The sequence below is a fragment of the Alishewanella jeotgali KCTC 22429 genome (genome assembly GCF_000245735.1).
GTDB classification, from domain to species: Bacteria; Pseudomonadota; Gammaproteobacteria; order Enterobacterales; family Alteromonadaceae; genus Alishewanella; species Alishewanella jeotgali.
Genome location: NZ_AHTH01000015.1, coordinates 18,896 through 40,090 on the forward strand (window position 1 = coordinate 18,896; position 21,195 = coordinate 40,090).

At 49.9% G+C, this 21,195-nt stretch carries 24 protein-coding genes; 19 read left to right on the forward strand and 5 right to left on the reverse strand.

Annotated elements, in window-relative coordinates; all coding sequences use genetic code 11:
- Positions 1-6: 6 nt before the first annotated feature.
- The 3 genes from abiEi to AJE_RS06735 all read right to left on the reverse strand — a co-directional run bounded on the left by abiEi (position 7) and on the right by AJE_RS06735 (position 1,743).
- Entirely contained in the window at positions 7-534 is a 528-nt protein-coding gene (abiEi, locus tag AJE_RS06725) for a type IV toxin-antitoxin system AbiEi family antitoxin (RefSeq protein WP_008950211.1), read from the reverse strand.
- A 716-nt stretch (positions 535-1,250) separates the two neighbouring features.
- Positions 1,251-1,424, reverse strand: coding sequence for a hypothetical protein (locus AJE_RS18525; protein ID WP_157999930.1), 174 nt, complete (start codon positions 1,422-1,424; stop codon positions 1,251-1,253).
- The gene (locus tag AJE_RS06735) at positions 1,417-1,743 is read right to left on the reverse strand and encodes a hypothetical protein (protein WP_008950213.1); all 327 of its coding nucleotides are present in this window, start codon (positions 1,741-1,743) and stop codon (positions 1,417-1,419) included. Before AJE_RS06735 ends, AJE_RS18525 begins: the two co-directional genes overlap by 8 nt.
- 316 nt (positions 1,744-2,059) lie before the next feature.
- On the opposite strand from AJE_RS06735, the gene AJE_RS06740 reads away from it, so the two are divergent.
- The 3 genes from AJE_RS06740 (at position 2,060) to fic (ending at position 4,541) form a co-directional block, all read left to right on the forward strand.
- The gene (locus AJE_RS06740; RefSeq protein ID WP_008950214.1) at positions 2,060-2,365 is read left to right on the forward strand and encodes a hypothetical protein; all 306 of its coding nucleotides are present in this window, start codon (positions 2,060-2,062) and stop codon (positions 2,363-2,365) included.
- Positions 2,366-2,419: 54 nt separating this feature from the next.
- Positions 2,420-3,325: a helix-turn-helix transcriptional regulator gene (locus AJE_RS06745; protein ID WP_008950215.1), complete on the forward strand. Its 906-nt coding sequence runs from the start codon at positions 2,420-2,422 to the stop codon at positions 3,323-3,325.
- Between the two features lie 112 nt (positions 3,326-3,437).
- Entirely contained in the window at positions 3,438-4,541 is a 1,104-nt protein-coding gene (gene fic / locus AJE_RS06750) for a protein adenylyltransferase Fic (protein WP_008950216.1), read from the forward strand.
- A gap of 145 nt (positions 4,542-4,686) precedes the next feature.
- Here fic and AJE_RS06755 read toward each other — a convergent pair whose 3' ends face one another.
- On the reverse strand, positions 4,687-5,010 hold the full coding sequence (locus tag AJE_RS06755) for a helix-turn-helix domain-containing protein (RefSeq protein ID WP_008950217.1): 324 nt from the start codon (positions 5,008-5,010) through the stop codon (positions 4,687-4,689).
- Between the two features lie 382 nt (positions 5,011-5,392).
- Here AJE_RS06755 and AJE_RS06760 point away from each other — a divergent pair, with 382 nt between their 5' ends.
- The 10 genes from AJE_RS06760 (at position 5,393) to AJE_RS06805 (ending at position 14,581) form a co-directional block, all read left to right on the forward strand.
- On the forward strand, positions 5,393-5,683 hold the full coding sequence (locus AJE_RS06760) for a helix-turn-helix domain-containing protein (protein ID WP_008950218.1): 291 nt from the start codon (positions 5,393-5,395) through the stop codon (positions 5,681-5,683).
- 140 nt (positions 5,684-5,823) lie between these two features.
- Positions 5,824-6,309 carry a PaaI family thioesterase gene (locus tag AJE_RS06765; RefSeq protein ID WP_008950219.1) on the forward strand — a complete coding sequence of 162 codons (486 nt, stop codon included), beginning with the start codon at positions 5,824-5,826 and terminating at the stop codon, positions 6,307-6,309.
- A gap of 215 nt (positions 6,310-6,524) precedes the next feature.
- Entirely contained in the window at positions 6,525-7,511 is a 987-nt protein-coding gene (locus tag AJE_RS06770; protein ID WP_008950220.1) for a TerC family protein, read from the forward strand.
- 95 nt (positions 7,512-7,606) lie between these two features.
- Positions 7,607-8,239 carry a guanylate kinase gene (gene gmk, locus AJE_RS06775; RefSeq protein ID WP_008950221.1) on the forward strand — a complete coding sequence of 211 codons (633 nt, stop codon included), beginning with the start codon at positions 7,607-7,609 and terminating at the stop codon, positions 8,237-8,239.
- A gap of 58 nt (positions 8,240-8,297) precedes the next feature.
- Positions 8,298-8,573, forward strand: a complete 276-nt coding sequence (gene rpoZ / locus AJE_RS06780; RefSeq protein ID WP_008606791.1) for a DNA-directed RNA polymerase subunit omega — start codon at positions 8,298-8,300, stop codon at positions 8,571-8,573.
- 124 nt (positions 8,574-8,697) lie between these two features.
- Positions 8,698-10,815 carry a bifunctional GTP diphosphokinase/guanosine-3',5'-bis pyrophosphate 3'-pyrophosphohydrolase gene (gene spoT / locus AJE_RS06785; RefSeq protein ID WP_008606790.1) on the forward strand — a complete coding sequence of 706 codons (2,118 nt, stop codon included), beginning with the start codon at positions 8,698-8,700 and terminating at the stop codon, positions 10,813-10,815.
- A 6-nt stretch (positions 10,816-10,821) separates the two neighbouring features.
- The gene (locus AJE_RS06790) at positions 10,822-11,214 is read left to right on the forward strand and encodes a RidA family protein (protein ID WP_008606788.1); all 393 of its coding nucleotides are present in this window, start codon (positions 10,822-10,824) and stop codon (positions 11,212-11,214) included.
- Positions 11,215-11,237: 23 nt separating this feature from the next.
- Complete coding sequence (gene recG, locus AJE_RS06795; protein WP_008950222.1) at positions 11,238-13,322, forward strand: ATP-dependent DNA helicase RecG; 2,085 nt, start codon at positions 11,238-11,240, stop codon at positions 13,320-13,322.
- A gap of 75 nt (positions 13,323-13,397) precedes the next feature.
- Complete coding sequence (locus AJE_RS06800) at positions 13,398-14,183, forward strand: putative hydro-lyase (protein ID WP_008950223.1); 786 nt, start codon at positions 13,398-13,400, stop codon at positions 14,181-14,183.
- 128 nt (positions 14,184-14,311) lie between these two features.
- Positions 14,312-14,581 (forward strand): type II toxin-antitoxin system Phd/YefM family antitoxin, encoded by a 270-nt coding sequence (locus AJE_RS06805; protein WP_008950224.1) that lies wholly within the window; start codon positions 14,312-14,314, stop codon positions 14,579-14,581.
- A gap of 113 nt (positions 14,582-14,694) precedes the next feature.
- Here the strand turns inward: AJE_RS06805 and AJE_RS06810 are convergent, their stop codons facing one another.
- Positions 14,695-15,708 (reverse strand): sensor domain-containing diguanylate cyclase, encoded by a 1,014-nt coding sequence (locus tag AJE_RS06810; RefSeq protein WP_008950225.1) that lies wholly within the window; start codon positions 15,706-15,708, stop codon positions 14,695-14,697.
- A gap of 258 nt (positions 15,709-15,966) precedes the next feature.
- Between AJE_RS06810 and AJE_RS06815 the strand changes: the two genes are divergently transcribed.
- The 6 genes from AJE_RS06815 to AJE_RS06840 all read left to right on the forward strand — a co-directional run bounded on the left by AJE_RS06815 (position 15,967) and on the right by AJE_RS06840 (position 21,002).
- Complete coding sequence (locus tag AJE_RS06815; RefSeq protein ID WP_008950226.1) at positions 15,967-16,722, forward strand: 5-oxoprolinase subunit PxpA; 756 nt, start codon at positions 15,967-15,969, stop codon at positions 16,720-16,722.
- Positions 16,713-17,504, forward strand: coding sequence for a 5-oxoprolinase subunit PxpB (gene pxpB, locus AJE_RS06820; protein WP_008950227.1), 792 nt, complete (start codon positions 16,713-16,715; stop codon positions 17,502-17,504). The genes AJE_RS06815 and pxpB overlap by 10 nt, the downstream gene beginning before the upstream one ends.
- The gene (locus AJE_RS06825; protein ID WP_008950228.1) at positions 17,501-18,553 is read left to right on the forward strand and encodes a 5-oxoprolinase subunit C family protein; all 1,053 of its coding nucleotides are present in this window, start codon (positions 17,501-17,503) and stop codon (positions 18,551-18,553) included. The genes pxpB and AJE_RS06825 overlap by 4 nt, the downstream gene beginning before the upstream one ends.
- Positions 18,550-19,458 carry a glutamate cyclase domain-containing protein gene (locus AJE_RS06830; protein WP_008950229.1) on the forward strand — a complete coding sequence of 303 codons (909 nt, stop codon included), beginning with the start codon at positions 18,550-18,552 and terminating at the stop codon, positions 19,456-19,458. The genes AJE_RS06825 and AJE_RS06830 overlap by 4 nt, the downstream gene beginning before the upstream one ends.
- A 31-nt stretch (positions 19,459-19,489) precedes the next feature.
- Positions 19,490-20,362, forward strand: a complete 873-nt coding sequence (locus tag AJE_RS06835) for an aminotransferase class IV (RefSeq protein ID WP_008950230.1) — start codon at positions 19,490-19,492, stop codon at positions 20,360-20,362.
- A 205-nt stretch (positions 20,363-20,567) separates the two neighbouring features.
- Positions 20,568-21,002, forward strand: a complete 435-nt coding sequence (locus AJE_RS06840) for a pilin (RefSeq protein WP_008950231.1) — start codon at positions 20,568-20,570, stop codon at positions 21,000-21,002.
- Positions 21,003-21,195 lie beyond the last annotated feature (193 nt).

Genomic DNA, 21,195 nt, shown 5'->3' on the forward strand with positions numbered 1-21,195 from the left:
CTCTCTCTATTCATGCTCCAGCATATGCAGATTGCGCTGACAGTATTTCAGGTCGGTCAGCGCTTGTTCGGTATTGGCGCGATACATTTTAATGTCAGGGTCAAAATACAGATTAGCGACAAGTTGCTCGACAGGCCTTTTGGTGTGGGTGAACTCAATCACGCCATAAGGCGTGGCAAAGGTGCCGCTTCTACCTTTTGTCACCACGGTAACTCTGTCCATCATCACTTGCGAAATCTCACCAGTATGGCTTAGCTGACTTTCCAGGCTGATATAACTCAGTTCATCGCTGCGCAATTTTTTGATGATTTTATAAATTGCTGTTTCAGGCTCTGGCGGCGTTAGCACACTTTCATATAACCCTTGAGCCACTCGCCTAAGCTGACCTTTTTTTACCCGGTCGGCCAGAAATTTCGTAAAAGCAGGTGTGTATGGCTCACCTAACATAAAAGCCAGCTCTGCAGTGTTGTGAATGCCGCCGCCAGCCTTTACCGCGTTAGCAAAAACGAGCAATAATTTATCAGATTTTTGCATAGGTACACACTAAATAACCAAGTACGTAATAAAGTGTAGATGAAAACGGAAAATCGTCAATCTAATGGTGCACAAGAACACACCTTTAAGGTAAGAAATTGCCAACCTAATAGTCAATCTAACTCATATAAGCTTGAGCAACAGTCGGGCGACAATTAGGATGACCGCCAAAGATAGACAACGAACAACAATTGTTGCCATTCCATGCGGAGCTAACTACTCAAGAAGCGACGGCTCTACTGAATGTAGCACGCTTTACCTATCACATTGGCTAATTGCTGGCGCGTTAAGTACGGATTGTGTTGCAGCAATAATTTAATCGGCTTAAGCGTTTTTAAACCAGCAATATTTACAGGGGCATTTACAGAGGCGTTTACAGAGGCATTTCTTACTAAAGCTTGAACCAAATTTTTAGCAATAGCGCTCAGCGCAAGCAACAGAAAAACGGTGGGTAAAGTGGCGGGTAAAACAACAAACCCACCAACAATACAAAACTCAAATTACTGATTTAAAACAAAAATAAACTTACACTCTACAAATAGATCCAGAATATTGAATGATATCTACCGGTATTAACTTTTATCCACTGGAGCCGCTGGCGAAATTGGCTGAACATTTAAGAAATATCATTTAAAACTAAAAAAATGCATTTTGGGACATCACCATCACATGCCATAAAACCGTGTGATGGTGATGTAGAACTACTTATCTAATTATCATCTGCCATCCAGCTCTTCAGGTGGCAGCAAACTGGCAATGTTACTTTCACCAATGACTACGCTGTATTTACCATCGTTCTCTTGGGTGTACACTGCTCCACCTTCAAAGCGTTTAAACAGCGTTAATCCAGCCAGGTCTTCAATAGACTGATTTGCAGTTTTATTATTCATCAGAGGTTTGATACAACCGATTAAACGCTGGCTCTTCAAAATAAGCATAATCGCCCAATTGCAAAGCCTGCTGGCGGCGCGCTTGGGCTGAAGGCTTGCGATCGGCAATGCTGACACCAAACACTTCCAGGTGCACCTTTTCCATTAGTTGTTGCACTTGTTGGCGGCTGCATAGCTGTAATAGTTCACCAGCATGAATAAAGCCTTGTGCGCGCAAGCGTTGCTCGCTGTTATCTTTGCCCGCTTTACTGGCCTGGAATAGATCGCGAAATTGCGCTTCTAAGGTTATTAAGAATAAATCTTGCTGTAGCACGCTCATATTAGCCTCCTTTGATAATTGGCATCCTTGCCGGTTTGTCCCTGCGCTTCCAAGCAAATAGCATCCTTGCTAATAGCTTCCTTAAAAAAGCATCCTTGCCAATAGCATCCTGCTAGCTGGTCCATACACTGTCATGATTAGTGACATGTCATCCGTGTGTCACCATCTTAGGCTGTTTCTTTTTTCACGCCATACTGTGCAGGTGTTCAGTGTATAATTTTCAGGCAGATGTTTTTTGGCCTTTGCGCCAACCCCTTTAAGACGTTCACGCACTGGCTTAGAGTTGGTGCAACACCCAACATAACGCGAGCTAACTATGAACAACCAACCTATTCGCGCTGAGGATTTACCCCGGCTAACCCGCTTACAGGAGCTATGTAAAACTCTCAATGCTATTGAGCACTTAGCCAAAGCTAAGCACGATAAAGTGGTGTATGCTGGGCGTATTTGGCGCTATGCCGATTTGGTTTATCTGGCCTATGAGTATTATGTGCTGGCTATTCCGTATGGTTTAAAGATTGATAACTTCAGCCAGTGGTTAGCGGCAGAGCAAGCCATTTTAAAGCAGTTTAATTTACCCTGGCCGGTTACCACCTTTAATGCAGCAACGGATAACGCCTAAAACGTATTGATTGCAGGTGTGTATGCTAATCAGACACATTTTACAGGAGTTTAGATGCAAAACCCTCAACCGCTTTCGACAGATAGCCCTAGTAGCCTAGACGCCAGCGGCTGGCCGCTGCGCTGGGAGCTATTAATGCGTTACCGGCTAATTGAAATTGTCGCGCTATGGGAAGGCCGTTTAACCACGAATCATTTATGCAATAGCTTTGGTATCGCACGCCAGCAGGCATCGAAAGATATAAATGCCTATTTGCGCGATATTGCGCCGGGTAACCTGGTGTATGACGGCAAGCTTAAAGGCTATAAACCGGCTGCCAATTTTACCCCCAAAGTCACCAGCGGCCTGGCCGATGAATACCTGCATGCGCTAGCCAGCACCAAAGATTTTGCCCACACCTTTAGCCAGCTCGATTTAGGCTTTGCCCATACCGAAATGCTCACGCCGCCACTACGTCAGGTAAACCCGGATATTCTGCGGGCACTGGTGCAGGCCGCACGCGACGGTAAAAAGATTGATATGGGTTATGTATCGCTTACCAGCCCAGATGAAGAAAGCCGCATTATTGCCCCGCATACACTGGTCTGCACGCCACTACGCTGGCATGTGCGCGCTTACTGCGAGAAAAACCGCGATTTTCGGGACTTTGTGTTAAGCCGTTTTCGCGGCATCAATGGCATTGAAGGCGATGCCGAGATGACCAAAGACCAGGATGAACGCTGGAATACTACCATTGATATCGTACTGGTGCCGGATTCCCGCCTAACTGACTATCAAAAAGCCATTATTGCCGAAGATTACAATATGCAAGATGGCAAGCGGGTGTTCTCCGTGCGCTCTGCACTAGTGCCTTATGCCGTGCAGGCGTTAAATCTGGATTTGGCCAAAATAGAAGCGCGCCCGGAGGCGCAGCAGATTATGGTGGCGAATTTAGATGAAGTTAAACGGCATGCGTTTTGAAAGTATGTCGAAATAATAGCAAAAAATCGACACATGAAATTGCTATGTCGATCCATTCGACATAAACTGATCTATTAGTGCCTTTATGTCGATTTAGACTGGAAATTTAAACATGACTTGGCAAGCAGAACTGCCTTACAACCAATTACCTACATTGCCACCAAACTTAGATTCCATAGAAACTAGGGCTGTGCTGAAAGCCTGTATTTCTGCTCGCGCCGCTTTAGCAGAATTAAAAAAGGCCGGTGAGCTCATTCCCAACCAAAGCATGCTGATTAATCTACTGCCTTTGCTTGAAGCAAAAGATAGTTCAGAAATTGAAAATATTGTCACCACTACCGACAAGCTTTTTCAATATGCGCTAGAAGACAAAGGCGCAGATCATGCAACAAAGGAAGCGTTACGTTACAGAACAGCGCTATACCAAGGCTATATTCAGCTTGAAAAAAAGCCGCTTTGCACAGCAACAGCGATTGAGGTATGCAGTACATTAAAACACGCTGAAATGGATATTCGTAAAGTACCGGGGACTGTTATAGGCAACCAAACGACCGGAGAAATTATCTATACTCCGCCTGCTGGAGAAAACATTATTCGCGACTTGTTAACAAACTGGGAGCGATTTCTGCATAATGACGATGATCTCGATCCATTGATCAAGATGGCAATTAGCCATTATCAATTTGAAGCCATACACCCCTTTTATGACGGAAATGGTCGAACAGGCCGTATTTTAAACGTTTTATACCTTATTGAATGTGGTCTGTTAACGCTACCTATTTTGTATTTAAGTCGTTTCATCGTTCATAACAAACAAGACTATTATCGCTTGCTAAACCAAGTTACCAAAGATCAGAATTGGGAAGGTTGGTTGTTATTTATGCTAAAAGGTGTCGAGCAAACAGCCATATGGACCTGTGATAAAATCACAGCGATTAGGGCGCTTATGGAAAGTACAACCCTTTACGTAAAAGCACAGCTGCCTAAAATATATAGCTATGAGCTTGTTCAGCTTATTTTTGAGCAACCCTATTGCCGCATCAGTAATCTGGTTGAACGTAATATTGCAAAACGCCAAACTGCTTCAACGTATTTAAAACAGTTAGCAGATATTGGTGTGCTGCAAGAAATCGATTCCGGAAAGGAAAAATTATTTGTACACCCGCGATTGATGACGTTAATGACAAAAGACAGCAATAGCATACAAGCTTTTTGAGCGTGCAAAATATTCCCCCAGTGCGCTCACACAGCAGTTTTTTTGTAAAACCACGTCGATTCATCGCCAACAATAAATCCTTACCAAATTGGTAATCGTTGCAATGGGTTCACCGTAGAGCAATACGTTGAGCGTTGAGACATTGTTAGTCATCATCGTCCTCTAACTGATATGCGGGTGATATTGGCTCACTTTCATCGCTAACACCGTTATTATGTGTACCTATGCTGCTGCGAATGATTGACTTAATAGCCGGCACGGACTTTTTAGGGGCAACAAATAACTCTAGATCGAGCACGCGGGCAATCGCTATCAAACTGGACATTCTTAAATCAACGCCACCAGACTCGATCTTCGAAATATGACTTTGCGGCACACCCGACCGCGCGCTCAACTCTCTTTGGCTAAAACCCTTACTTATTCGCGCTTCTCGAAGGCTTTGTAGTATCTGCTCTGTTACATAGCTCATTTCGATACGCCTTAATGTATCACTGAGAAATAATTATATGCATAAACATATCAACCTAACCAAGAGAACACAAGAATGATTAGTTATTACATATCATAAATCGACCTTGATACACAAATGTAGATAACACGGCGCACAGCAAGTAAACCCGGCACCCCATTGTTGGTCATTGACTGCGGAATGTAGAGGCAAATAACCGAAACAATACTTTTTATATATCTAACTCAGCCCTGCCATTAATCACCAATATCGGTTATTTATCAAGGAAACCTGTTTCTGTCTCAATATATTCACCGTTATCGGTGATAATAATTGAAATTTCCCAAAGCCCAACTATAATCACCGGATATGGTGATTAATATATTAAGAAGCGACTCCTGTTATGGCAAAGAAAGTAACAGCTTCAAACATGCCTAATTCAGTATTTATCGAAAATGCCGAGATATTAGGGCAACTGATTAAAGCGAAACGCACAGAGCTTGGCATTAAATTGGCAGACTGTGCGGCGCTGTGCGGCATTGGCATTAACACCTTATCACGTATTGAAAACGGCAACGCCAATTGCACTCTAGCCGCAGTTTTCTCTGTGTTAAACGGCTTGGGAATTAAGCTAACATCGAAAGAGTTGACGACAGCAGCGAACTCCTCCTCAGCTGAAAGGAAGTGGATTTGATATCAGGTTAGCTTGAGCTATAAAGGGCTATCTGTGAAAAACAGTAGCGCAGACAACTCTAAAACCAACACTAGCCTCTTGGTCTGACCAGTGCTAAGCTAGCGCTTTACTAGCAGCATTTTCGGAAAACTGGAGTGGTTATGGCGGTATCGTTACGTAAAGCGAATTGGTTTTTAAAGCTGTTTGCCTGGCGCTATATTCCGTTAATTGGCTTTTGCTCGCCGAAAATTATCCGCATGGATGACAAAACCGTTGAAGTGACGATGCCGCATAAATGGCGCACCAAAAACCATCTTGGCAGTATCTATTTTGGTGCCCTAGCTATTGGTGCCGATCTGGCGGGTGCTTTTTTGGTATTTACCAAAGCCAAGGCGCGGGGTGTAAATGCTAACTTTGCCTTTAAAGATGTGGAAGGTAAATTCCTGAAACGGCCGGAGAGCACGGTGCATTTTATCAGCCATGATGGCGATGTGATTGATCAGATGCTGGATGAGTCTATCGCGACCGGCGAGCGGATCAATCGCCCGGTGTCGGTAATCGTGACTTGCCCGGAAAAAAATGGTGACGACGTGATGGCGAGTTTTACCCTTACCTTGTCAATTAAAGCCAAAGCCCGCAGTAAATAAATCTTTTCAACCGGCCCTTGTTGGCCGCCCGGTTCTCCCCTACACTAACTGTACTCAAAGGGGAGTAGCTTCTCGCTGGTTAGTCGGCATCACGGCATTTTGCCCGGCTGCCAGGTTCAGACCCTATCTGAATAAGCAAGACCTTTGCCTAACGGCAACAGGTCTTTGCGTCTACAATACCTGCTGCAATAATTATCAATCCTAATGGTAAGTTTATGGTCTCTATTGCAAGCCCCACACTTTGGTTGGTTTTTTTTGGTATCGTGCTGATTATGCTGGCGATTGATCTGTTTCTGGTCGGCGGCGGCAAGGCGCATAAAGTCAGTTTACGTGAAGCTGCTACCTGGTCGGTGATCTGGGTGACGGTGTCAATGGCCTTTGCTACCGGCCTGTGGTTTTATCTGGATGCAGAACAAGGTCGGGCACTGGCTAACGCGAAAACGCTGGAGTTTGTGACCGGCTATCTGATTGAAAAGTCATTGGCGGTAGACAATGTCTTCGTCTGGTTAATGATTTTTAGCTACTTTGCCGTACCGGCCGAATTACAAAAGCGGGTGCTCATCTACGGCGTGCTGGGTGCCATTGTGATGCGCACCATCATGATTTTTGCCGGTGTCTGGCTGATCCAGCGTTTTGACTGGATACTTTACGTTTTCGGGGCCTTTCTGGTGTTTAGCGGTATCAAAATGTGGTTATTCGCTGAAGCCTCGCCGGATCTGTCAAAAAATGCCGCTCTGCTTTGGCTGCGCAAACACTTGCGCTTAACTGACGAGCTGGACGGCGAAAAATTTACCGTAATAAAACCACATAAAAAAACCGGCAAACTGGTGCGTTACGGCACGCCACTGCTACTGGTGCTGATTTTGGTCGAAATTACCGATCTGATTTTTGCGGTCGACTCGATACCAGCGATCTTCGCTATCAGTACTGATCCCTTTATTGTGTTAACCTCCAATATCTTCGCCATTCTGGGCTTACGGGCAATGTACTTCCTGCTGGCCGACTTTGCCGATCGCTTTAGTTTGCTCAACTATGGCCTGGCGCTGGTGCTGATCTTTGTCGGTTGTAAGATGCTGTTGCTGGATATATTCCATATTCCGGTCTACATCTCGTTACCCGTTGTAGCCTGTTTTATTGGCGGCTCGATCTGGCTGTCGTTACGTAAAGCTAAGCTCGAAGCCAGTAAGCACAGCGCAAGTTAAGCCACGCTGGTGTTTAAGTTTGCGCCTGCCTGGTGCAGGCAGTAAACTTAGCGCCAGTATAGCTAAGCAAGGTATTCCCCGTGATTGACCACAGCATGCAGCAATTGAGCGGCAACCTGTTTATTATTTCGGCGCCTAGTGGCGCCGGCAAATCGACGCTGATCCAGGCGCTGCTAAAGCGTTACAGCGATATGCGCTTAAGTGTGTCGCATACCACCCGTGCGCCACGAGCAGGCGAGCAGGATGGCGTGCATTATCACTTCACCACTATTCCCGATTTTCAGCAGCGTATCGCCAACGGCGAATTTTTAGAAAGTGCCGAGGTATTCGGTAACTACTATGGCACCTCAGCACAGGCTATTCGCGAGTTACTCAGTCAGGGTATCGATGTGTTTCTTGATATTGACTGGCAGGGCGCACAACAAATCCGCGCCAAGGTGGCCGGTACTATTGGTATCTTTATTTTGCCGCCCAGTCTCGACGCGTTGCAGCAGCGGCTGACCCATCGCGCTACTGATAGCGCCGAAGTCATAGCTAAACGCATGGCGCAGGCGCAAAGCGAAATGTCGCATGCCTTCGAATATGACTATCTGATTATTAATGACCAGTTAGAGCAAGCTTACAATGAGCTGGAGCGCATCGTACTGGCGCAGCGTAACCGCTTTAGTAGCCAGGCTCACCGGCAGCAGGCTTTGCTGGAACAACTGTTGGCGAAAGCAGCAAAATAGCGTACACTATGCGGTCTTGTAATACCTGTATTAACACTGAATTATTCCGGAGTGCTGAATGGCTCGCGTAACCGTTGAAGATGCTGTAGATAAAATTGGTAACCGTTTTGACTTAATTCTGGTTGCAGCACGCCGTGCTCGTCAGCTGTCAGTGGAAGGCAAAGAACCCATGGTTGACCGTGAAAACGACAAACCAACGGTAGTGGCCCTGCGTGAAATTGAAAAAGGCTTTATTACTCAGAGCATCCTGGACCAACAGGAGCGCCGCGATCAGTTACAGCAAGAAGCCTCTGAAATGGCTGCCGTTGCTGCCATTATCGGCTCAGATCAGTAAAAAAAAGCCTGCCAAATTGCTGCCAACGGCCTTTCTGCCGTTGGCATTCGCCAAATTTACACGTATATTCTAAGCTTAAACAGCATATTATCTATCAACTATGCTGTGTTCGTTTGGAGATCCCGTGTATCTGTTTGAAGGTCTGAAAAATCAGATAAGTGCGTATCTGCCTCCGGAGCAGGTTAATCTGGTACAACAGGCCTATGTGGTTGCCAGAGATGCACATGCACCGCAGTTTCGCTCTAGCGGTGAGCCCTACATTACCCACCCGGTAGCGGTCACCAGTATTCTGGCCGAGATGAAACTCGACCACGAAACACTGATGGCCGCCCTACTACATGATGTGATTGAAGACACCCCGGTTACTAAAGAAGATCTTACCCGCTTATTCGGCGCCACCGTAGCCGAGCTGGTACAGGGTGTGAGCAAACTCGATAAAGTAAAATTTAAAGATATCAAAGAGTTTGAAACCACCAACCTGCAAAAAATGTTTATGGCGATGACCCAGGATATCCGGGTTATTCTGATTAAACTGGCCGATCGCACCCACAATATGCGCACCCTAGGGGCGTTAAAACCAGAAAAACGCCGCCGTATTGCCAAAGAAACCTTAGAACTATACGCGCCGATCGCCAACCGCCTGGGTATTCATAACATCAAAAATGAGCTGGAAGACTGGGGTTTTCAGGCGCTATACCCAATGCGTTACCGTGCTCTTAGCTCAGCGGTTAAACAGGCGCGCGGTAACCGCCGTGAATTGCTGGAAAAAGTGCAGCAGGATATCCGCAACCGCATTCAACAAACGGGTATTCCGGCTGAGGTCAGTGGCCGCGAAAAACATCTGTACAGCATCTACCGCAAAATGAAAAACAAAGAGCTGATGTTCAATGATGTAATGGATATCTATGCGTTTCGGGTCGTGGTCGACAGTATCGATAACTGCTACCGCACCCTTGGGGTAATGCACAACCTGTTTAAACCCATTGAAAGCCGCTTTAAAGACTATATCGCGATTCCAAAGCAAAACGGCTATCAGTCGCTACATACTTCGTTGATTGGTCCGCACGGTATTCCGGTAGAAATTCAGATGCGCACCCGCGAAATGGATGAAATGGCCGACAAAGGTATTGCCGCGCACTGGATGTATAAGGTCAACGGCGAAGTGCGTGAGTCTACCGCCCAAATCCGCGCCCAGCGCTGGATGCAAAGCTTGCTGGAATTACAGCAAAGCGCCGGTAACAGCCAGGAATTTGTCGAAAATGTGAAATCCGAGCTGTATCCGGACGAACTCTATGTCTTCACGCCGAAAGGCCGCATCGTCGAGCTGCCCATTGGCGCCACCGCAGTCGATTTTGCTTATGCGGTACATACCGATATCGGTAATAAATGTGTTGGCGCTAAGGTCGACCGCCGGCCTTACTCGCTAAGCAAACCACTGGAAACCGGGCAAACGGTCGAAATTATTACCAGTCCCGGCGGTAAGCCTAATGCCAACTGGTTAAACTATGTGGTGACCAGCCGCGCTATTTTAGGTATCCGCAATTACCTGAAAAAACAACAGCAAAACGAAGCTGTTAGCCTGGGTAAACGCTTACTGACGTCCGCTTTGGGTACAGTGAAACTGGAAGAGATTAGCCAGGAACGGATTGAGCAGGTCCTTACCAACTTACAACAACCAACACTGGATGCACTATATAGCGAAATCGGCCTCGGTAACCAATTACCGATCGCCATTGCCCGCCGCTTATTGGGTGAGTTTGATAGCGATGAGCCGCAAAGTAAGGCGCCGGCTACCCCCAAAGGCAATACCTTTATCGTCGGCTCCGAAGGTATGTTGGTCACCTTTGCCAAGTGTTGCCGGCCGATACCCGGCGATCCTATCGTCGCCAACGCCACACCCGGCAAAGGTCTTAACGTGCACCGCGCTGAGTGTCGTAATATTAAAGGCTGGGAACGTGAACCGGCAAGGTTCTTCCCGGTACGTTGGGATAATACGACGGAGAAACAGTTCCTGTGTGATATCCGGGTGTTTATTCTGAATAAACAAGGCGTGCTGGCAAAACTGACCACGATGATCGCCACTCAGGACTCCAATATTCAGGATTTATCGACTGAAGATCGCGATACCGGCGAATATGTGATAAAAATCACCCTCTCGGTAAAAGATCGGGTACATCTGGCCAATGTGATGCGCAAAATCCGCGTGATGCCCGATGTGCAAAAAGTTTACAGAAGGAAATAAGCGTTCATGTCAAAAGTGATTATCCGTACTGATGCCGCGCCAGCGGCCATCGGCACCTACAGCCAGGCGGTAAAAATTGGCACTACTGTGTATTTGTCCGGCCAGATCCCATTAGTGCCAGCTACGATGCAAATGGTGTCAGAAGATTTTACCGAGCAAACCCATCAGGTGTTTAAAAACTTAAGCGCGGTGTGTGAAGCTGCCGGCGGCACTCTGAATAATATGGTGAAGGTAAATATCTTTTTAACTGACTTAAGCCAGTTTGCGACAGTTAACCAGATTATGAGCCAGTACTACCAGGAACCATATCCGGCGCGGGCGGCGGTACAAGTTAGCGCTTTGCCACGCGGTGCGCAAATTGAAATCGACGGCGTGATGGAAGTGCCGTCTACCTACTAGCCTCTACCTACTTAGGCCCGGTTTTGAGCCAGACCCGTCTTGATAATATCGCCATTTCAGCCATTAAGGGCGTTGGCAGCAAGGTTGCTGAACGCCTGGCGAAACTGGCGATTTTTAGCATTCAGGACATCTTATTTCACCTGCCGCTGCGTTACGAAGATCGCACCCGACTGTATCCTATTGCCGACTTAATGCCGCTGTTGCACGCCACAGTACAAGGCGAGGTACAAAGTAGCGAGGTGCATTTTGGTAAAAGACGCAGTTGGCTGGTTACCGTGAAGGATGGCAGCGGCAGCATTACGCTGCGGTTTTTTCATTTTTCGGCGGCACAAAAAAATGCCGTAGTAAAAGGCAGCCGGTTGCGTTGTTTTGGCGAGGTAAAACGCGGCCCGCGCGGTTTGGAAATGCTGCATCCGGAATACAAAGTATTACAGGATGAGGCATTGGAGCTGCAAGTCGCCGAAACCCTGACGCCAATTTACCCGACCACCGAAGGCTTAAAACAAGCCACCTGGCGCAACCTGACCGATGCCGCCCTGACTTACCTGAAGCAATATGCGCCAACCGAATATTTGCCGGCGGAGCTGATGCGCCAGCCCTGGTCGCTGGCCGAGGCACTGCATTATATTCACCGCCCACCGCCGGATGCGCAGCTTACGCTGTTAGAAGCAGGCAAGCACCCGGCGCAGCAGCGGCTGATTTTAGAAGAGCTGATTGCGCAGCAGCTGAGTATGTATCAGCTACGTAGTCAGGGCCAGCAACAGCAGGCGGTGGCATTGCCTGCGCCGGCAAAATTACTCAACGACTTTTTAAACCAACTGCCGTTTCAGCCCACCGGCGCCCAACAGCGGGTGGTGGCAGAAATTCAGGCTGATCTGGCCAAACCGCTGCCAATGCTGCGCTTAGTACAGGGCGATGTGGGTTCGGGTAAAACGCTGGTTGCGGCGCTGGCGGCATTAACGGCTATTGGCAATGGCTATCAGGTAGCGTTAATGGCCCCCACCGAGCTTCTGGCCGAACAGCATGCACTCAATTTTCAGCGCTGGTTTGCACCGCTCGGTATTCAGTTAGCCTGGTTGGGCGGTAAAAGTAAAGGCAAGGCGCGTGAGCAGAGTCTGGCTGCGATCGGCGATGGCAACGCCCAAATGGTGGTGGGGACCCATGCGCTGTTTCAGCAACAGGTTGAATTTAAACACCTGGCGCTGGTGATTATCGATGAACAGCACCGCTTTGGCGTACATCAGCGGCTGGCACTGCGGGAAAAAGGCGGCATTGCCGGCCATTATCCGCATCAGCTGGTGATGACGGCAACGCCGATCCCTCGCACCCTGGCGATGACGGCTTATGCCGATCTGGATACCTCGGTAATTGATGAACTACCGCCGGGTCGTACGCCGGTGACTACCGTCGCCATTCCGGATAGCCGCCGCGATGAAGTGATTGCGCGGGTCAAGCAGGTGGTAACCGAACAACAACGCCAGGCGTACTGGGTTTGCACCTTAATTGAAGAGTCGGAAGCGCTACAATGCCAGGCGGCGGAGGATACCGCGACCTTGCTACAGCAAGCGCTGCCAGAGCTAAAAATTGGCCTGGTGCATGGCCGCTTAAAAAGCGCCGAAAAACAACAGATTATGCAAAGCTTTAGCAGCGGCGAGCTGGATTTATTGGTCGCCACTACCGTGATTGAGGTGGGTGTCGATGTGCCCAACGCCAGCCCGATGATTATCGAAAACCCGGAGCGGCTGGGCCTGGCGCAGCTGCATCAGCTGCGCGGCCGGGTGGGCCGGGGTAGCGCCGTATCGCATTGTGTGCTGTTATATCATGCACCGCTGTCGCGCACGGCACAGGCGCGGTTATCGGTATTGCGCGAAAGTAACGACGGCTTTGTGATTGCACAGCGCGATTTGGAAATTCGCGGTCCCGGCGAGCTGCTCGGCACCCGGCAAACGGGTTTAATGCAATTTAAAATTGCCGACCTAACCCGCGACAGCGATTTATTACCACAAGCGCGACAATTGGCTGCGATTATGTGGCAACAACACCGGCCCGCCAGCCTGCAACTAATCAAACGCTGGCTCGCTAACAAAGAAATTTACGGCCACGCCTAACCTTCGGAACCTTCGGTATCTGACCCCGAACCTTGTTCGGGGTCAGATACCCCAGGTCCGGCCAAGGAGATCTCCATGCAACAACTTACCCCCTATCAAATCCGCCAGCTGTGTCGTAGCGGTGAGTTTGCCAGCAATACCTCGGGCCTGGCGCCGGGTTTTGTGCAGGCCAATATGGCCATTATTCCGGCCGCCTATGCTGCCGACTTCCTGCAGTTTTGTCACTTTAACCCCAAGCCCTGCCCGCTGCTGGGTATGGCCGCCCACCCCGGCGCTGTCGAGCTGCCGGCGCTGGCACGGGATTTAGATATTCGTACCGACTTACCGCGCTACCGCATTTTTCGCCATGGCGAACTGGTGGATGAAGTGACTGACCTGACTGCCGTCTGGCGCGATGATCTGGTGACCTTTTTAATCGGTTGTTCGTTCTCATTTGAAGAAGCGCTACTGGCCGATGGTCTGGAGATCCGCAATATTACCGAGCAGGTCAATGTGCCGATGTATCGCACTAACCTGGCCTGCCAGAGCGCCGGAGTGTTTAGCGGCAATATGGTGGTCAGTATGCGGCCAATGAAACCGGCCGATGCCATTCGCGCCATTCAAATTTGCTCGCGCTTCCCGCAAGTACATGGTGCGCCGGTGCATTTTGGCGATCCGGCGGCTATCGGCATTCAGAATATCAACCGGCCAGATTATGGCGATGCGGTAACGATTAAACCCGGTGAAGTGCCGGTATTCTGGGCCTGTGGTGTCACACCGCAGGTGGCGATTGCCAATGCCAAACTGGATTTTTGTATTAGCCATGCGCCCGGGCATATGCTGGTAACCGATTTAAGCAACAGTAAACTGGCGGTGCTCTAGGATCTGACCCCGAACAAAGTTCGGGGTCAGATCCATCAAGTCACGCCAAGTCGAAACGCGGCAACTTGTGACACCACTACTTAAGCGCTAGAATGACCTAAATAGAGACTGCATTTAGGACCTAATCAATGACCTCTAGAATTTTAGCTGATGTAGCAGCAAGCATTACTGAATTAAAAGCCAACCCAATGAAAGTTGCGACAAGTGCATATGGTGCACCTGTCGCGGTTCTTAATCGAAACGAGCCTGCATTTTACTGTGTACCCGCTAAAGCATACGAAGACATAATGGATCGTCTCGAGGATCTCGAACTGCTTGCAATTGCAAGAGAACGGGAATCAGAAGAAAGCATCCCGGTTAACATCGATGACCGAGATACCGCCTTGTTTACCAGGTAAAAGATGATGTTATTGTGGTAACGGTTTTAGCGGTAGGAAAACGAGAGCGAAGTGATGTTTACCTTAGTGCAGTAAAGCGATTGCATGACTGATTGCCGCCAGGTCACCATAAATCAGGCGCGCAGCGTTCTGCAGGCGATTTGGCCGCGACCGCTGTTTTTAGCCTGATACAGCGCCTTGTCGGCCAGTAACAGCAAATCATCGTTCGCGCCCTGCCCGGTAACAGCGATACCAATGCTGATACCGTGTTTGTCACCAAAAGGGCTGGCCTGATAACTTTGCTGAATGCGGCTGGCAACGTCTTGCGCTTCCTGACGCTGGCAGCCGGGTAATACCAGCATAAATTCATCACCCCCTAAACGCGCGGCAAAATCATAATCGCGGGTATGTTGCTGTAAAATCGCCCCCAACGCCTGCAAGGCTTCATCGCCAGCCTGATGACCAAAATTATCATTTAGTTGTTTAAAGTTATCGAAGTCCAGCGCAATCACCGCTACCTGCTTTTGATCGGTGTCGACTTCGGTGCAGCGCTGCCAGAAATCCGCAAAACCACGCCGGTTTAATAAGCCGGTTAAGGGGTCACGTTCGGCCAGGGCTTTTAACGAATCACGGTCCTGATAGGCAAGTTGTAAACGCTGGCGGGTAAACTGAAGCCGCTGCTGCAATTTAAATAAACGCTGCCATTGTGCCAAGGTCCAGGATACGGCTTCGGCAATCAGCTGCAGTTGTTCATGCTGCTCTGCACTAAGGTATTGCTCACGAGTACTGGCACCACACACAGTACCAATGATTTTCTCCTGATGCTGCACCGGCACGGCAAAAAAGGTATTCATGCCTAGGGCCGCACCAGCGCTTAGCGGATAATGCTGTTTAATCTCGTTGTCTTGCCAGTGCTCGTCATTAAACAGTAGCCGGCACATCGAGTCTTGCCAGTCGATTTCACTGCCCTCGACAACGCCAATTTCACCATTACCCACTACTACGGCCACTTGTTGGCGCGCCAAAATAGGGTCAATATAGGTGACGAAAGCGGTTTCCAGCCCGGTAATTTTACATACCAGTTGCATTAACGGCAGTAACGCCTGCTTTAAATCTTTTATTCTGCTATCAAACCGCGCATTGCTCATACTGCCTCTAAGCTCCTGCCGTAGCGTCTACCTATTAAAGCACAACTTGTTACTTACTGTTCAGATATTTTCAACAAAGGCAAAGTTCATGGAATACTTTATTCCACTATAAAATGCATAAAGAATTTTTTATTAGAACAGCGCTATCAACCTCTGGACAAGGCCGGGCCAGTCGCGCAAACTAGACCAGGCTCTGACCCCGAAGCGGGCTTCGGGGTCAGAGCCACCAAGTCAAGCCAGCCACAACCGGAGAGCCCAATGTCACAACCTCGCCCTGCCTTATTACTCAACTGTGATCTCGGTGAAAGCTTCGGTAGCTGGACTATGGGGTTAGATGAGCAGGCCATGCCCCATATCGACCTGGCCAATATTGCTTGCGGTTTTCACGGTGGCGATCCTGATGTGATGGCGCGCACCCTTAAGCTGGCAAAACAACATCAGGTTACCATCGGCGCCCATCCGTCTTACCCAGACTTACAGGGTTTTGGCCGGCGTAGTATGCAATGCTCCGCCAGCGAAATCATTAATCTTATTCACTATCAGGTTGCAGCGCTGGATGGCATGGCGCAAAACCAGGACCTGACACTAAGCTACATTAAACCGCACGGCGCCCTGTATAACGATATGATGGCCAAGCCCGAAGTATGGCAGGCGGTACTGCAGGCCGTCGCCAGCTATCATAAACCGCTAAAGCTGATGATATTAGCCACGGCCGATGCCGCGCACTATCAGCAGCAAGCTGCTGCGGCTGGCGTCAGCCTATTGCTGGAAGCCTTTGCTGATCGCCGTTATACCGATGCCGGTAAGCTTACGCCGCGCAGTCAAGCGGGTGCGGTGTTGCATGGCGCTGAAGTATTAACCCAGGTGCGACAGTTAGTTGCGCAAGGCTCGGTAACCACCGACAGTGGCAAAACCCTGCCACTAGCCGCTGATACACTCTGTGTACATGGCGACAACGTTGCCGCCATTACGCAGCTGACTGAAATTCGTGAGTTACTGCGCCTATGTCAGTAATACTGCCGCTGCCAAGGTTGCGCTTGCCGGCAGAGTTACTCCCGGCAGGTGCTGATAACACCGTGTTTAGTACAGAGCCAAATGATCTGGTATTGCTGGAACTTAAACTTGCCGCTGAAAATGCCTTTATTCTTTATACCGGCGCCCAGCAGATCCACCCGCGTAATGCCGCGACGGTGCAGCAATGCTGTGCCCTGCTGCAGCCATTGCTCGGCCAGGAGATTGTAGAATTACTGCCTTCCTATGCCTCAGTGCTGATCTTGTTTAATCCGCTACAGCATAGCCATCTTAGCTTGTTACCCCTGTTACAACAGGTACTACTGCAAAGTTCGCCTGCTAAACAGGCGCTCAGCAGCGGCAAGCTAGTCGAACTGCCGGTTTGGTACAGTGCGCAAAGCGGCGCGGATTTGCTTAGCGTCGCCAAGGCGAAAAACCTCACCCCCGATGAAGTAATACAACTGCACAGCAGCCAAAATTACCAGGTGTATGCCATTGGCTTTGCACCGGGTTTTGCCTACTTGGGTGAACTGCCCGCTGAGCTGGCCATGCCGCGCCTTAGCAGCCCGCGGCCAAAAGTACCGGCCGGTGCCGTCGCCATAGCCGATCGGCAAACTGCAGTTTATCCTGCAGCCTCACCGGGTGGCTGGCATTTACTCGGCTTGTGTCCGATCCGGATGTTTAACCCGCAGCAACAACCGGCGATGCCGGTCGCGGTCGGCGATCAGGTGCGCTTTATCCCGGTTAGTGAACGGGAGTTTCAGCTCCTCGGAGGCGCCTTATGACTCAGCCAAACCACAGCGCCTGCCTGAAAATCATTAGTCCCGGCACCTTAAGCCTGTTACAGGATGCCGGCCGCTTTGGCATGACGGCCCTGGGCCTGACCCAGGGCGGCCCCTTGGATGGCCATAGTTTTGCCTGGGCTAATGCCTTAGTCGGTAACCCACTACACAGCACTGTTATTGAACATAGCATTGGTGGTTTAATCGTGCAGGCAACTGCCGGCTGTACCGTCGCCGTTACCGGTGCCGTGCTGCCCCTGCGGCTAAATGGTAAAGCCGTCGCCTGCTGGCAAGCCATTAGCTTAAAAGCCGGCGATGAACTGGAACTGGGTTATATGACGCAGGGCTTGCGCGCTTATCTGGCCGTTAGCGGCGGTTTTGCAGTAGCGTTGCAATTTGGTAGCAGCGCCACCGTAATGCGGGAAGGCGTAGGCGGCCTGCAGCAGGATGGCAGCAAACTGGCGGCAGGCGATCAGATCCCACTGGCCGGGCAAGCTACACTAACGGCGCTAACCACACCGAGTTCACAAATACAACAATTTAGCCTGCCGCCACTTGCCAGCGCAGCAGCGCTTGCCAGGGCAGAGCAAAAGCAATCCGGCGCCAGCACAGTGCTAAGCCTGCGCTTACTGGAAGGCTATCAGCACCATTTATTTAGCACCGTTGAGCGCGCCCGTTTTTACCTTAACCCGTATCAGGTCAGCAGCCATTGTGATCGGATGGGCTATAAACTCAGTGGCAGTGCTATTAGTTGCAGTAGTCGCGCTTTATTGTCTGAGGGTATTAGTCTGGGTGCAGTACAAATTCCACCCGATGGCCAACCGATAGTGCTGCTCAATGATCGCCAAACCCTCGGTGGCTATCCGAAAATAGGCACTGTGCTGAGTCTGGACTGCTGGCGACTGGCACAAACGCCGCCCGGCAGCCTGGTGCAATTTAGCCAGCTGGATAGTTATCAGGTGCACAATACCCTGGCCCTCTATCGGGCCGGGTTTTCGCCTGCAGCCAAAGCAGCCCACCCGCAGCATGCCGCTACGCAGGAACCGTTATGACGCTATCCCAACCTACCGCACCCGCCAGTAAAGTGGCAGATTTTATCGCCATCAGCCGGCAAATTGAGCTGCTGCTTACCGCCCGTAACCTGCGCGGTATGCAGCAGGTACAGCAACAGCTACGCCCCGGCTATATATTGCGCGCGGCGCGGCTGTTTAACCTGCCGGCCGGCAGTACCCTTTTAATCGGCACCGGCTTCCCGGTACTGGATACCTTTGAAACCGACGGCCCGGTAGGTGCCATTGCGCTGTACCAGGCAGCCCAGGCACTTAATTTAAAACCTTATCTGGTATGCGGCAAACCGCTGTTCTCGTTATTAGCGCAGCATTATCAATGTGCCGAGCTACCGGTGAATCAACTGCAGGGGCGGGTGGCGCAGGCCCGGCAACTACTGCAGCAACTCAAGCCGGCACTGGTGTTATCGATTGAACGGCCGGGGCTGAGTGCCGCCGGTATTTATGTCAATATGCGCGGTGAAGATATCTCAGCGCGCTGCGCCAGTTTTGATGAGCTGCTGAATCAGGCGCCCTGCCCCACGCTGGCTATTGGCGATGGCGGTAACGAAATTGGCATGGGCAATGTGCAAGCGGCACTGGCCGGCTTAAATATTACCCCCAGCATTACCGAATGCGACGAATTAGTGGTAGCCGATGTGTCAAACTGGGCGGCCTGGGGTATTATTGCCATGCTAAGTGTGCTGCAGGGCCGCAACTTACTGGCCAACGCCAATTTACTGCCTTTGTTACAGTTTTTAACCGCTAATGGCTGTATCGATGGCGTAACACGGCAAAGCACCTTAACCGAAGATGGCCTGCCCTATCAGGCCGGCGAACAGTTAATTCAGCAATTACAGGCGCTGGTGCAACCTTATATTAGTGAGCCAGACAACGTGGCGCCTGACTAACAGCAGATCTAACCTCCGACACGAGAGCCTTATGAGTACAGTATTTTTAAACGGCCAGTTTCTGCCGGCCAACGAAGCCCGCATCTCACCGATGGACCGTGGCTTTCTATTTGGTGATGGAATCTACGAAGTTATCCCCTCTTATCATGGCCGCTTTGTTGGCTTTGGCCCGCATATAAGCCGCCTGCACGAGGGTTTGGCAGCGCTGAGTATTCAGCACGGCATGACCGAAGCACACTGGCGCGAGCTTTGCGATAAACTGCTCGAACTCAATCGCCCGGCACTGGGTGATAACCTGGCCGTCTATATTCAGGTTAGCCGCGGTGCCGATACCAAACGCAATCATGCCTTTCCCAGCGGTATCAGCCCCACCATCTTTGCCTATGCCTTCGCCATTGCCGCCGAACCGGTGCCAGATAAAGCCAAAGTGCATACTTACTCGGTTATTACCGGTAACGACCTGCGCTGGCAGCGCTGCCATATTAAATCCACCTCGTTACTGGGCAATGTGCTGCACTATCAGCAAGGGGTTGAGCAGGGCGCGCAGGAAATACTGCTGTTTGATCGCGACGCCAACCTGACTGAAGGCGCAGCCGTAAATGTATTTGTGGTTAAAAACGGCGAAATTGCTACCCCGCCACTAAGTAATAAGCTGCTGCCGGGCGTTACCCGCTTATTATTACTGGAAATTCTGCGCCAGCACTCCGATTTAAAGGTGGTGGAGCGCGAGATTAGTTACGACGAAGTACTCTCTGCCGATGAAATCTGGCTAACCAGCTCCAGTAAAGAAATTGCGCCGGTACTCAGCGTTAATGGCCGGCCGGTGGGCGATGGGGCTGTGGGGGATATTTGGCTGGCGGCGCAGCGGTTGTTTAGTGAATATAAGTATAGTGTTGAGTGTTGAGTGAATGTTGAATGCTGAATTATTGGCTAATGCTTTGGTATTAGTCAGCCAATGGTGTAATAGCCGGCAAAACCGTATAAATAATGAGCTTACGCAATTAATTAGCAAAAAGCGGTAAAAGGGCGAAAATTTTTCTTGCGGTTTAGCTAAAAGCATCCAGAATAGATATTAGCCCGTGCGGCTAAAAAACTCAGGAGATGTAAAAATGATTAATGTACAACGTGCAAAACAACAGGGTTTTACTCTGATTGAATTAATGATTGTGGTAGCGATTATTGGTATTTTGGCGGCGGTGGCTTTGCCGGCTTATCAGGATTATACTGTTCGGGCCCGGGTGAGTGAGGGTATGGTAGCGGCAGCCAGTGCTAAAGCGTTAGTTTTGGAGAACGCAGCAACTGGGCGCGCATTTGACCAAGGTTTTGATGCTCCAACGGGTTCTGATAACGTGACGTCTGTTGCCATTGATGCCGCTAGTGGTGAAATTACTGTTACTTTCGAAGCAAGAGCTGGTGGTGGTGATATTGTTTTTGCTCCGAACCCTGCACTAGTTGCTGGTACGCCTCCTGCGACTAACGTGCGCTGGACATGCACAGGCGGTTCGCTAGAAGCCAAGTATCGCCCGTCAGAGTGTCGTTCTTAACCTTTCGGTAACCTTCGGAACCTTCGGAACCTTCGGAAACCTTCGGGGTCAGATACCGAACAACAAGCCCGCCTCGTGCGGGTTTGTTTTTTCTGGCGCGTTAAAACCTTCGCAAACCTTCGGGGTCACCCATTAGCCTCTCGGTGTCAATAGCGTAACCGAACCCGCGCGCACGCAAGTGCGCGTATCTTTT